Raw genomic sequence first — 12,403 nt, 5'->3', positions numbered from 1 at the left:
CCATGCCATTCATGACCGCTTCCGCATCGACTTTCGCGGCGTCGTTCGACACGACGGTTCCTATCGATCGTGCCGAATCCATGTTCCGCGCGATCTGGTCCGCATCCATCACAGCCACTGCGACGCCCGACCATCAGACCGTCCTATCGTGCTGCGTCATCGCTCTTTTCGCCGTGATTTTCTCACCCGTCTGGCGCATCACGCGCAACGCCATCACCATCGCTCATGAGGGTGGCCATGCGCTGATGGCCACGCTGTGTGGACGCCGGGTCAACGGCATTCAGATGCATTCCGACACCTCGGGGCTGACGGTGAGCCAGGGGAAAAGCCGCGGCATCGGTCTTCGCCTCACCCAATTCTCCGGATATGCGGCACCGGCGTTGTGGGGCCTCGCCTGCGCCGCCCTCGTCTCACGTGGATACTCCACCGCCTCCCTGTGGCTTCTTGTGATTCTGCTCATACTGATGCTTCTTAAGATCCGGAACGGCTATGGCCTCCTGGCCGTGGTCGCCGTCTCCGTGGGCGTCATCGTCCTCTCGTGGTGGGGAAGCGCCGACCTACGCTCACAGGCCGCCCACGTGCTGGCGTGGTTCCTTCTTTTCGGTGCGATCAGACCATTATTCGAACTCATCCACCAACGGCGCACGGGTCGCGCCGCAGGATCGGACGCCGACCAGCTGGCAACGACGGGAGCGCCGGCCGGCCTGTGGATCGTCATCTGGCTGTCGATGTCGCTCGGCGCTTTATGGCTGGGATCCACATGGATGCTGTCGCTATAGGCGAACGCTATAAGCGAAGTAGGCCAGCGCTTCCGCGCGACGCGCTGATACGATGCAGCCGATATGACACACTCGTATAACACAACGAACACTCGTATGACACAACGAACAAGCCGCGCGTTCATCCTTGCAATCCGCGGGCGCATCAGGGAGGACCCATGCCACAGCACACCGTCGATTTCGCGAACGTCTCCACGGAGGGGCTTGAATCATCTCCCGTTGCCAAGGAGCTTGCCGGTCTTCGCGCCAACGAGGCCCGATATTTCATGAACAAGTACGGCCATGCCTTCACGGTGAGTCCCGCGCAGGAGACCCCGGAGACGATGGAGTACGTCAACCGCCTCCTCGAGAGCGAGCGCGGCATCGTGTTCTCCGCCCGACCATTGGAAACGTCGCGATTCGAGGTGGGCGGCATCGCCGTCACCTACGTCTTCTACGAGGATGGGCTGTCGATCAACATCATGTACGACCTCGCCGACCCCAAGCGCCGTGCGGTGGGTCTGAAGCTCTCCGAGGGGATGCCCGTCCCCGCGGAGCTTGAAGGCCGTTTCAAGTTCGGCCATCAGAAGTCGCGTCTTGCCGGCGTGATCCGCGGCTCGTACTTCATCATCAAAGGCGAGTACACGCAGCAATAGCCGCATGCGGACGGGATCGTCCCAAAGCCCGACCCGGCCTGATCGTCCCCCCCCGTCGTCCAGTCCGATGCCGCTGCCGGATCCGCGCGGATGGACGCCGCCGACGGACCGCATTCGCCAGACTTCCGACGAACGTCCTGACCTCAAGGAATCATGCACGAGACATGCTCGTAACATAACCATCGGAGAGGGGAAACCGCGCGTTCCTAGGCTGGGCGCATACGGGAACCCGATGTGGTTGATGTGGTTGATGTGGTTGATGACGAATGATCGGGAACCCGGGAAAGGGCACGCTTCGGATCGGACCGTCGAGCTTGACGCCACGGCAAGGCTGATGACGGCGGCGACGCGCGCCGACGATCGAGGGGAGCTGGGGTCATGATCGAATCGTCCGCACGACGGCTGGCGCAGGAACTGGTGGATCATCGCGAGGGGATCAACCGCGAGCTCAGCCGCAACGGCGTGCGTTTCGGCATCTACAAGGACGGCGAGTACCATGACAGGCTCTTCCCCTATGATCCCATTCCCCGAATCATCGAATCCGAGGACTTCACGCTGCTGGAGTCCGGACTCAAGCAAAGGGTGAACGCGCTCAACGCGTATCTGTCCGACATCTATTCCGACAAGCGGATCGTCGCCGACGGCGTCATACCCGAGGAGTACGTCTACACCTCCGCCGGCTACTTTCCACAGGTCAACGGAGTGACTCCTCCCGGAGGCGTCTTCGCCCATATCGCCGGGGAGGATCTGGTCCAGGCCGAGGACGGGCACTGGTGGGTTCTTGAGGACAACCTCCGCATCCCTTCCGGCGCAAGCTATCCCCTGTTCGTCAGGGATATCGAGCGCAGGATCTGCCCCCGGCTTTTCCGTGACGTCAAGGTCCGCGACAACCGCGAGTATCCGCGACTGCTTCGCAAGTCCATGGACTTCGTCTCCACCGAGGGCATAGCGGTTGTGCTGACCCCCGGAAGCCAGAACTCCGCGTTCTTCGAGCATGCCTATCTGGCCGAGAAGACGGGGTCGGTCCTCGCCTTCCCCGAGGATCTCGAGGTCGTCGACAACAGCGTGTATCTGCGGGATTATGCGGGACACCGCTATCGGGTCGGTGTGGTCTACCGAAGGTTGTCGGACGAGTATCTTGACCCCTTCGCCTTCAACCCCGATTCGGTGATCGGCGTGCCGGGGATTCTGGGCGCCTATCGCGCCGGCAACGTCGCCATCGTCAACGCGCCCGGAAACGGCGCGGCCGACGACAAGGCCATCTACTATTTCGTGCCCGAGATGATCCGCTACTATCTCGGCGAGGAACCGATTCTCAGCAACGCGCCGACGTACATGCCGATGTTCGAGAAGGACCGCCGAACGGTTCTCGACCGGATGGGCGAGCTGGTCATCAAGGACGTCGCCGAGGCGGGAGGCTACGGGGTCGTGTTCGGCTCAGGTCTCGACAAGGCCGGACGCGATGATCTCGCCGAAAGGATCGTGGCCGAACCGCGGCGGTTCATCGCGCAGGAGGTCATCCAGTTCCGGGACATCGACGTCGTCGACCCCATCACCGGAGAGCGCGGTCCGCGAAAATGCGATCTGCGGGCCTTCGTCGTCACCGGCCAGCAGACCCATGTCTGGTACTCGGGATTGACCAGATACGCTTCGGCCCCCGGGCAGATGATCGTCAACTCCTCGCAGGGCGGAGGGTTCAAGGACACCTGGGTCCTTGGCGGGGATACGCCGTCCACCGCCAAGGACGTGGCGCCGGCTCTGGCCTCCCTCGCGCGCTTCCGGCATCGTCCGGTCTCGCCGGTGACAGCGTCGAAGGCGGACAACTTCTTCTGGCTGGGACGGTACACCGAACGCGTGTACACCACGCTTGAGCAGTTCTTCCCGTTCTATGACCGGGTCATGGACACCGACGTGGACGCCTTCCGCCCATTCGCCAAGGCCCTCGACCTTCCGCAGGACTTCAAGGATTTCGACGCCTTCATCGACAGCTTCCTATACGACGAGTCCGTTCAGGACTCCATACGCAGCTCGATGGGCTCCGCCTTCCGCAACGCCGTGATCCTCCGTCCGGAACTGAGCTCGCGCCTTCTGCAGCATGTGGAGCTGGCGCTGACGACGACCATCACCGGATCCCACGAGCATGGCACCGCTGCCGAGGGAATCTATCGCCAGCGCGACGTCAACGACCATCTTCTGGCCTTCTGGGGCGGGATCGAGGACTCCGCGGCGGACATCACCTTCAAGTCCGTCATCTTCATCGGCAAGTACATCGAGCGTCTTGACCTGTACACCCGATTCGGTTCCGCCCCGGACGACCTCGCGGGACCACTGCGCAAAATCACGGCGTCGATCTCCACGCTGGACTCCCAACCCATGCCGCTGTGCGTGATCGACGGGCTGGTCTGGCTGGTGAATCAGCTTCCTCTGCGCGGATATGACGAGGCCGCGGCTCGGCTGAGGACGATGCTTGAGGGATGCCGGACGCATATGGCCACGTCGGAGTCCTCTGCGGCCGGGATGCTCAGCTCCATGAGCATGAATCTCGACAGACGTGCGGCCGGGCCGATGGAAGGACCGGCGAAAGGCACGTCGGGAGGACCGACCGACGGTTCGGGAACCCGTTCGGCGGCCACCCCGACGGATGGATCGACGGATGGATCGACGGCTCTCTGACCGATCCCATCGATGCTATCGTGGGACATCGAATGGCCGCGTCCTCGGCCGTCAGGAGACGATGTGAGAAAGCTCGAATTCGACTATGAGATGAGACTGTCGTTCAGCTCACCGGTCACCGAGCATCGATTCCAGCTGCGATGCGTTCCCGCCACCGGGCCACGCCAGCAGATCGTCGACACCCAGGTCGTTCTGGATCCGGACGCTCCCGTCGAGACCTCCGTGGATTCCTTCGACTCCATCGTCATCACCGGCTACATACCCCAGCCCCATGCGACGTTCGGCTACCATGTGACCGGTCTGGCATTCGTCGACACCGAGCACGTCAAACCCGAGCCGGTCAAGCCCCTGTATCGTTTCGAATCCTCACTGACCATGCCCGGGCCGGAGATAGCGGCCCTGTCGTCCCGATGCGCCGCTCGGATCGCACGACTTGGCCCCGACTCCTCACCGAGCGCCAAGCCGCCGAGGTGATGGACGAGGTCTTCCACGCGTTCACCTACGCGCCCGGGTCGACGACCGTGCGCACCACAGCCGAGCAGGCGCTGACTCAGGGCAGCGGGGTATGCCAGGACTACGCGCATGTGATGCTAGCCGCATGCCGGCGTCTGGGACTGTCCGCCCGATACATCGCCGGGCTTCTCAACGGCGAGGGCGCCACGCACGCCTGGGTGGAGGTGTACGAGAACGGGCGCTGGATCGGTCTGGACCCCACGCACGACCGCATGGTGGACGACGGATACATCACCATCGCGCATGGGCGGGACTATCGCGACTGCATGCTCGACATCGGGACGTTCTCCGGCAGCAACGTCGACCAACGCCAGTGGGTCAACGCCTCCGTTCACGAGCAGAAACTCTGATCTCCGGCCAGAGTCCCTGAAGAGTCCCTGCCCTACGGGTCCGCGGGGCGCCGCGACGAAGTCACTGACGACCCCTATAGTGAGGCACGCTCACATCACACCCACCCTGCGGCCGCATGCTCGGCGCCTCCAGAAGGACAACACCGGTGAAACCCCAGAAATCCCTTATCACGGTATCGCAGATGTCCATCATGACGATCATCACGATCGCCGGATTGCGCGGCCTTCCGGCCATGGCCGTCATGGGATGGCAGTCGATCATCCTCTATCTGCTTCCGGCGGTGGTGTTCTTCGTCCCCACCGCGCTGGTGTCGGCCGAACTGGGGGCGACATACGAGGGCGGCGTGTACCAGTGGGTCAAGGAGGGACTGGGCGAGCGCTTCGGCCTCATCGCCATCTGGATGCAATGGATCCACAACGTGGTATGGTATCCGGCCCAGCTGGCATTCGTCGCTGCGGCCGCCGCCTCCGCCGTGGGACTCGACCGTCTCGCAGATTCGGGAATCTACATCACCGCCGTGATCATCATCGTGTTCTGGTGGGCCGTCTGGCTGACCATGAGGGGCGGCAATCTTTTCGCGAAGGTGGCCTCCGTGGCCGGGCTCATCGGCACCATCATCCCCGCGTGCCTGCTGCTTGTTCTGGGAGCCGCGTGGCTGATCACCGGGCAGCGCATCTCCCCCACGCTGTCCCATAGCTCCGCGATTCCCGATTTCGCCGATTTCGCAGGATTCGCGCTTATCGTCCAGAACGTTCTCGCCTTTGCCGGCATGGAGGTCAACGCCGTGCATGCGCAGCAGATGGACCATCCGAAGCGCTACACCCGCGTGGTGGGGGTCGCCTTCGTCGGGGCGCTCGCCATATTCATCGTTCCCACTCTGATCCTCGCGATGGTGCTGCCCACCGACGTGAACCTGTCGGATGGAACCGTCATCGCCTTCCAGACCATGTTCGACACGTTCCATATCGGCTTCATGGGCAACATCGTGGCGTTCGCCATCGTGTTCGGCGCGATCGCCTCCATCATCAGCTGGATTTCGGAGCCGTCCCGCGGTCTGCTGGACGCTGCTGAGGACGGATGCCTGCCCGTCTACTTCCGGAGGACCAACGCGAACGGCGCCCAATCGGGGATCCTCGTCCTCATGGGGATCATCGTCACAATACTGTCCATGCTGTATGTGATATTCCCCAGCGCGGTGTCGATGGTCTTCTCCCTGCTTATCGGCATGGCCGTCGCCCTCTATGTGATGATGTACGTCCTCATGTTCCTCGCCGCCATCAACCTGCGCCGCCTGCGCAAAACGGGTGTGGTCGGGTATCGGGCGCCCGGACTGTACGTCATGTCGTGCATCGGAATCATGGCGTGCGTATGCGCGTTCGTCATGACGTTCGTGCCGGCCGCGGGGCAGACCGGCATCCCCACATCGTTGTATCCGGTGATCACCGGCCTGGTCGTCGCGGCGCTCGCCATACCCAGCGTCGTGCTGTATCGCATCGCGCGACGGCAAAACTCCTGATGCGGCACGGCATTACCCGCGCGACGCGCAGATAGCGATCGCCGTCGTGCCGAAGGGCTGTCGGCGTCAATGAGTCCGGATCTTCAGTCCCGCCATCGGAACCTTCTCGCATGTTCAGAAAATATCCTGCGCCCTGGGAGGATTCCTCTCACAGAGCCGCAGTGTAGCGTAGACGACGACGGCCTCTTCATGACCGTCGGATTGCGTCGGCGTCCCCACGGTCAAACGGCGTAGGACGACCGATGTTTGCCGCGACGGATCCACATGCGGATGTCGCGGCCCACAGGGTAGCCGCGACCCGGAAAATGGATGTGCCCATGAGATGCCAACCCTTTCATTCCACGACAAGCATGTACTACCACGACAATGATGGATGCAAGTTCAGCGGCGTCATCGCGACGGACGACAGAATCGCCGGAACCGGTGGGCTGAGCCGATGCGTCATGTGCCAGCGGCTTGATGATTCCGCGTCCGGCGACGGACGGAGCCCCAAACCCAGTGGACGCAAGTCGAGCGCCGACGATCTCGAAAGGTCGTTTCTCAAGCAGAACTTCGGTGCTGGCCTGCGACGTGATCTGGATGGCGATCCGATTCCCGATGAAGAGTCTCGTCTCATCGACGCCGACCTTGCGCATCTGCGCGAGAAGGAGGGTACGCGCGCAGACAATGCCGACGACGGAATGACCGCATAAGGGATATGACAAACGACGCTCCGGTAGAGTCTCGGGTCCCAAAGTCCAATCGTTGCACTCGACGATAACCAGAGAATCGATGGCGGTACGAGCGGAACATCACTCACCCGTACCGCCATCGTCCATCCCCTCATCGGGGGATGATGGAACCCTTCAGGCGCCAGAACCCCTTGGACGCGATATCCGTGATGTTCGTCCAGACCACGGCATCGGCGAAATCCTCCACGTGGGTGACCGTGTTGCCCGCATCCTCCTCGATCCATGTGACCATGAAGACACGATCTCGGATCGGGGTGATCTCGATGTCGAAGTGGTTGAGCGTTCCCGCCGGATAGTTCGCGTCCTCGACGACGGTCACATCGAGTTTGGAGTCGGAGAGGAAGCGCAGCTCGTACTTCGCCCCCTCCCCGAAGTCGAACAGATAGGCGTTGCCGACCATCTCGTAGCTGTTGCTGACGTCACTCATATCATTGCCTCTTTCCTAATCAATCGCCACCTCAATGACTGGTTTAACGCTTTGAACAGCCAGAAGGGCGTGTACGTTATCACCGACACGGCAACAGGAAAGCTGTATGTGGGGTCAGCGACGGCCGATAAGGGGATGCTTCTTAAGCGGTGGACGGACTACGTGAAAACTCTTCATGGGGGCGACGTCGAGTTGCGCAAACTTGTGGATGAGAAGGGGGAAGACTATGTGCGGGAGTATTTTCAATACACGCTTCTTGAAAATTACAATCAGCGTGAACCGGATGAGAAAATCCTTTCGAGAGAGAAATGGTGGAAGGATGCTCTCACCAGTCGAGAATTCGGATACAACGACAACTGATCAGACACCGGCCGGACACTCCAGACATTAACCGACTGAAGTCATCCAACCAGTTATCGCCCGCGGCCATCCGGCCCCTGCGACTTCGTCGCGAAAACCGGTTCATGCCCCGTCCGCATGAACCCGCCATCGCCGTCCGCACACCCAGCAGTCTGCAAACACGACATCCCATCAGGCATCCCATCAATCAGCGATGGGTCCTCTCCGACGCCATCACCAGGAGAAGGGCTCGTCGTACATCCGCGCGGACGGGACCCCGCGACCCTTCAGGAAGCGCGCCCATGTCCTCCGCATCCTGTCGGGGCCGGCGATGAGATACACGGCCCCGGGGATCACGACGTCCTCCATCTGCCTGCGGCTCAGTCTGCCTTCCTGTACGATCACGGGGCGGTCATAGCGCTGACTCAGACGTTGAAGACGCTCGCTATAGGACAGCAGTTCCCCACGTTTCGCCGTGTACACGACGGCGGCCATGCGACGGGCGAAGCGTTCGGCCACGGCTATCATCGGCGTGACGCCGATTCCGCCGGAGACTATCACGATGGGCGCTCCGGAATGCTCCTCAAGAAAACGCTGGATTCTGCCGAAGGGTGGAAGAAGGCCGACCTCGCTGCCGACGACGACGGACCGCAGCCCGCGCGTGAAGTCGCCGTCCTCACGAATGGCGAAGGTCCAGAGCGCTATCCTCGTGCCTCCGCGCGGCGACGGACGGTCAGCCATGTCGCCGCCGTCGGTCGGCTTCTCGTCCCACGACGGCGCGTTGACGATGGAGAACGGATGATACTCGCGCATACCCCTGATTCCGGGGAATCGGATGAAGGCGAAGTCCCCTGCCTCCCATGTCATCGTGGCGGGGACCTCGACACGGACGGTCAGCTCATGGACGCGCGGCGCGATCATGCGATGGGCGACGAGACGCCCACGCAGCGCCTGCCTACGCATACGGGCCTTGCCGAGAACATACAGCAGCAGGGTCAGGATGGTCATGCCGTCGAACACCACCATGAACCAGCGGATGGACGACACGTAGTCGATGAGCTGCACGTGGACGAACACCAGAAGAACCGCGAGGAGGTTGAGCCGGTGGAGCCACACGGACAGCTCGTGGTGGGCCACGCGCTCCATCAGGCTCTGATGCGCGCCAGCAGTGGTATGCGCGACGTCAGCCATCCCGACATGAACACGATCGACCAGCAGGCGAGGGATATGAGGAGGATCAGCGCCAGCGTCCCCGTCTGCTTCACGAGCCCGGTGGACGATGAGAACAGGTCGTGCGCCAGCGCGGCGACGACGGCCAGAAGACCTATCACGCCATGGATGACGTAGATGTGCGGCAGTCCGACGTGACGGTCAAGCCACCGCGGACGAGTGGACAGCAGCACCGCCGCCAGCATCCACGTATAGGCGACGACGCCCATCTGCATGGATGGGATATTCCCGAGATGGATGACGGGAAGACCGAGGGACAACGTGAGCATCATCGGCGCCGGGAGGATGAGTAGAACCACGAGCCAGACGAGGGTTATGGCGGAGAAGGACCGTCTATCGTTCATCGCAGAACCTCCCTGCGCTTATCGTGGGATTCCTTGTCATCGGCGGATTCCTTGCCGCCGCGGACCGCTGTGCAACGACCTCTCCGTCATGCTCCACGGGCTTGGTTCTTCGGCCGTTGGAGTACACGAGGAAGCGCTCCGGCCCGAGGACGAGGAAGGCCGTGAGTTCGTGCTCGCCCACCAGACGGTCGACATCACGCAGCGGCGCCGCAAGGAGCGCGGTGGCCCAGACGTCGGCGTCGATGGCCGCCGCGGCGATGCTCCCCTGCGTGATCAGCGGGGCCAGAGCGATGCCGAAGGCCCTTTCGACGGCCCATCCCTTGACTAGTCCCGTGGGATCGTAGCCTCCGCGGAAGAAGGGATCGAACAAGCCGTCGGTTTCCGTCCGCGCCAGAATCGAACGGCTATAGACCTCGGTGAAGTCATCATCATCAAGCATCGACCTGTCCCCCGCACGATATCGGCAGACGAGGGAATCGGGGCGGAACGGGGAAAAGCGTTGGTCTATGTCGTTGAGTACGTTCTCGACTCCATCCGAAGCGAGTTCGACCACCGTTCCGTCGCGGGGCGTGTCCACAAGGACGGTGAACGGCAGATTCATCACATTGAGTGTCCGCGCCTGCATGGCGTCTATCCTTTCGCTTTTGCTTGGAGAATGGCGCTCTGCAGAGAGCCGGTGAACCCGCTGTACGTTTCGGTCGCGCCGCTGACCAGCTGGATCTCGGAGCTTTGCGCGGCCAAAGCCTCCTTAATGTATATGGGGATCGCCTGTCCGTTGATCGACACGGCGGTCGGATTCTCCTGCGGGTACTGCAGCGCGTCGACTGCCGTGATCGATCCTCCGGACACGGTGATGCGCACCTGCACGTCTCCTCGACTGGTCACCGTGGTCGACCCGGTGTATGTTCCGTCCTGCAACCCCGTCGAGGACGAGGACGACGAGGATCCGGATGAAGAAGAAGACGAGGAAGAGGAAGGCGCGGACGACGAGGATGCCGACGCCGAACCGGATGAGGCCGCGGCCGCCGTCGTGGCCTGCGCCAGAAGCGCGCGGCTCTGCTGTATCCTCATCTGCGGGATGAACACGAGCGCCGCCACGTCAAGCCCCAGTGCAGCCATGGACGCGACCACAACTGAGACCCTCCCGATTCTGTTCATGCCATCCTCCTGGAACGCTGTCCGTATCGAACAGTCTGTATCGAACACTCACAGCGGATCATCCGCCACGTGATGCGATCATCGAGGTTCATGCTGGACGATTCCGCAACGCTCGGTGAACGTCTGCGGAAAGCCGCCTGAACGATTCCCGATCACGGTCCCTACTATGCCCCGCCGGGCTAATGAACATGCGGGAATCACGGCCGCAGGTGAGTCACAAGATGAACCACACGAAGGAGCATAAAGGACGGCAGGGCTTTCACCCACGGTTGAAAACCGCCATCGACTCAGCGTCCTGACACGAATGCACCGGACGCTGTTGCCTCCGGTATTCCCACCGACTACGAACCGGTGGGGACACGGGAATTGCACGCTCATGTCCGCTGCCCTGCATCAATCGCGACTATCGCATGACAATGCGGGAATCGCGAGCAGCCGTAGAACTCCGATCCGACATTGGGGCCGTGCTTGACGCGGCGTCGGACCATGGGTGCACCGCATCGAGGACAGACGACGGCATCCTGATACGCATCGCCCTGCGCCGAGGACGACGCATCCGATGATGCGGGATCATCAGAGCTCCCCCGACTCCCGGAGCGTCGGAGAACTTCCAGACTCTCTGGACTCCCGTGATCGCGCGAATCCTCCGGACTCTCCGGGTTCTTCGGACCGTCTTCATCTCGGGTCCCCGATGCCGGCATCATCGCCGACGCCACCGCGTGCACGGGATGCGGCGGTACGGACGACGAATCCTTCGCGCTTTCGGGGGCATGCGGCGAAGCCCCATCCGACTCCCCGTCGTCATCGGACGCATCATCCGACGCAGCCGGCGACGCCACGGAAACATCCAGGACGGGAATTCGGGAGACCGAGGAGTCGGACTCGTCCTTCTGCTCCGTCCCGGTTCGCTCATTGGCCTGCGCCTCCACGAGGCGGCGAAAACGGGCGACGTGGTCCGTCGGCGATTCGACGCAGGCCTGGACGAAGAAGTCGGCGAGCTCCCGCATCTCCTTGCCGCTCGATCTGACGGAATCCGGTTCGCCATCCATCCGTCGGATGAGATCCACGAGATGGTCGGCACGGATGACCTGGCGCCGGACCTCCTTGCGCGCGTATCGGGCATGGAGAACGGTTCGCGGATTCGCCAGCACGACGACGGACCTGTAGTTGTCTGCGAAGCTCCTGTCGAAAAGGGGCTTCAACAGGGCGTTCTTCGTCTCTCGCCTAAGGCTGCGAATGAGGTCGAGATGCCGACGGTTCTGGGTGATGGGGGAATATATGCCCTCCCGGGAGAAGCGCCGACCGTATCGTACGGTGCGAATGAAGTCACCATCGGACGTGATCTCGATGTCGCCGAAGAGGTTCTTGCATTCGATGACGAACTGATGGCATGCGGTGATGACGAGAAAGTCGATCTGCGCGTCAAGCCCGTCATACTTGAGGTTCAGATCATGCAGGATAAGCATGGGAACGTGGCTGTTCGTCAGCTCAAAGAGTATCCGCTTCTCGCCGTCGATTCCCGCTTCGATCAGGTGGATCTGCCTGTCGATGGCATCACGTACGTCCCCGGCCGCCTCCCCACGAAGTCGTTCCAAGGCATCAAGATCCTGCTGCGCGCCGTCGCCGTCGCGGACGACGATCGGTCCCTCCACCGATGTGCCACGCAGCGCATCCATCAATCCCATTCCGATTAGCCTCCATCGGTTC

At 62.1% G+C, this 12,403-nt stretch carries 12 protein-coding genes and 2 pseudogenes; 8 read left to right on the top strand and 6 right to left on the bottom strand.

The window, feature by feature from the left end; all coding sequences use genetic code 11:
• The first annotated feature begins 11 nt into the window (after nucleotides 1-11).
• The 7 genes and pseudogenes from BMIN_RS02705 to BMIN_RS02680 all read left to right on the top strand — a co-directional run bounded on the left by BMIN_RS02705 (nucleotide 12) and on the right by BMIN_RS02680 (nucleotide 7,159).
• Nucleotides 12-779, top strand: a complete 768-nt coding sequence (locus BMIN_RS02705; RefSeq protein WP_162177099.1) for a M50 family metallopeptidase — start codon at nucleotides 12-14, stop codon at nucleotides 777-779.
• Nucleotides 780-937: 158 nt separating this feature from the next.
• Nucleotides 938-1,414 (top strand): hypothetical protein, encoded by a 477-nt coding sequence (locus BMIN_RS02700; RefSeq protein ID WP_022861411.1) that lies wholly within the window; start codon nucleotides 938-940, stop codon nucleotides 1,412-1,414.
• 259 nt (nucleotides 1,415-1,673) lie between these two features.
• On the top strand, nucleotides 1,674-1,796 hold the full coding sequence (locus tag BMIN_RS09055) for a hypothetical protein (RefSeq protein WP_274518315.1): 123 nt from the start codon (nucleotides 1,674-1,676) through the stop codon (nucleotides 1,794-1,796).
• Nucleotides 1,793-3,886: pseudogene (locus tag BMIN_RS02695) on the top strand (circularly permuted type 2 ATP-grasp protein); the annotation flags it as partial. The gene BMIN_RS09055 and the pseudogene BMIN_RS02695, both read left to right, overlap by 4 nt.
• A gap of 264 nt (nucleotides 3,887-4,150) precedes the next feature.
• A pseudogene (locus BMIN_RS02690) lies at nucleotides 4,151-4,950 on the top strand (transglutaminase family protein).
• Nucleotides 4,951-5,096: 146 nt separating this feature from the next.
• The gene (locus BMIN_RS02685; protein ID WP_022861407.1) at nucleotides 5,097-6,467 is read left to right on the top strand and encodes an APC family permease; all 1,371 of its coding nucleotides are present in this window, start codon (nucleotides 5,097-5,099) and stop codon (nucleotides 6,465-6,467) included.
• Nucleotides 6,468-6,784: 317 nt separating this feature from the next.
• Nucleotides 6,785-7,159, top strand: coding sequence for a hypothetical protein (locus tag BMIN_RS02680; RefSeq protein ID WP_022861406.1), 375 nt, complete (start codon nucleotides 6,785-6,787; stop codon nucleotides 7,157-7,159).
• A 130-nt stretch (nucleotides 7,160-7,289) separates the two neighbouring features.
• Here BMIN_RS02680 and BMIN_RS08705 read toward each other — a convergent pair whose 3' ends face one another.
• The gene (locus tag BMIN_RS08705; RefSeq protein WP_162138761.1) at nucleotides 7,290-7,625 is read right to left on the bottom strand and encodes a MoaF-related domain-containing protein; all 336 of its coding nucleotides are present in this window, start codon (nucleotides 7,623-7,625) and stop codon (nucleotides 7,290-7,292) included.
• Nucleotides 7,626-7,676: 51 nt separating this feature from the next.
• Here BMIN_RS08705 and BMIN_RS02670 point away from each other — a divergent pair, with 51 nt between their 5' ends.
• A complete protein-coding gene (locus tag BMIN_RS02670) occupies nucleotides 7,677-7,985 on the top strand; it encodes a GIY-YIG nuclease family protein (protein WP_193345790.1) in 309 nt (102 codons plus the stop codon).
• 213 nt (nucleotides 7,986-8,198) lie between these two features.
• Here BMIN_RS02670 and BMIN_RS02665 read toward each other — a convergent pair whose 3' ends face one another.
• The 5 genes from BMIN_RS02665 to BMIN_RS08000 form a co-directional block, all read right to left on the bottom strand.
• The gene (locus BMIN_RS02665) at nucleotides 8,199-9,155 is read right to left on the bottom strand and encodes a ferric reductase-like transmembrane domain-containing protein (protein ID WP_156097297.1); all 957 of its coding nucleotides are present in this window, start codon (nucleotides 9,153-9,155) and stop codon (nucleotides 8,199-8,201) included.
• The gene (locus BMIN_RS02660; RefSeq protein ID WP_034886246.1) at nucleotides 9,110-9,538 is read right to left on the bottom strand and encodes a hypothetical protein; all 429 of its coding nucleotides are present in this window, start codon (nucleotides 9,536-9,538) and stop codon (nucleotides 9,110-9,112) included. Before BMIN_RS02660 ends, BMIN_RS02665 begins: the two co-directional genes overlap by 46 nt.
• Entirely contained in the window at nucleotides 9,528-10,163 is a 636-nt protein-coding gene (locus BMIN_RS08005) for an FAD:protein FMN transferase (protein ID WP_022861402.1), read from the bottom strand. The genes BMIN_RS02660 and BMIN_RS08005 overlap by 11 nt, the downstream gene beginning before the upstream one ends.
• A gap of 5 nt (nucleotides 10,164-10,168) precedes the next feature.
• Complete coding sequence (locus tag BMIN_RS02650; protein ID WP_022861401.1) at nucleotides 10,169-10,696, bottom strand: FMN-binding protein; 528 nt, start codon at nucleotides 10,694-10,696, stop codon at nucleotides 10,169-10,171.
• Nucleotides 10,697-11,070: 374 nt separating this feature from the next.
• A complete protein-coding gene (locus BMIN_RS08000) occupies nucleotides 11,071-12,381 on the bottom strand; it encodes a nuclease-related domain-containing protein (RefSeq protein WP_022861400.1) in 1,311 nt (436 codons plus the stop codon).
• Nucleotides 12,382-12,403 lie beyond the last annotated feature (22 nt).

This window comes from Bifidobacterium minimum, from assembly GCF_000741645.1.
GTDB lineage: Bacteria > Actinomycetota > Actinomycetes > Actinomycetales > Bifidobacteriaceae > Bifidobacterium > Bifidobacterium minimum.
The sequence above is the reverse complement of the archived record's forward strand: the minus strand, read 5'-3'. Positions and strand labels throughout refer to the sequence as shown.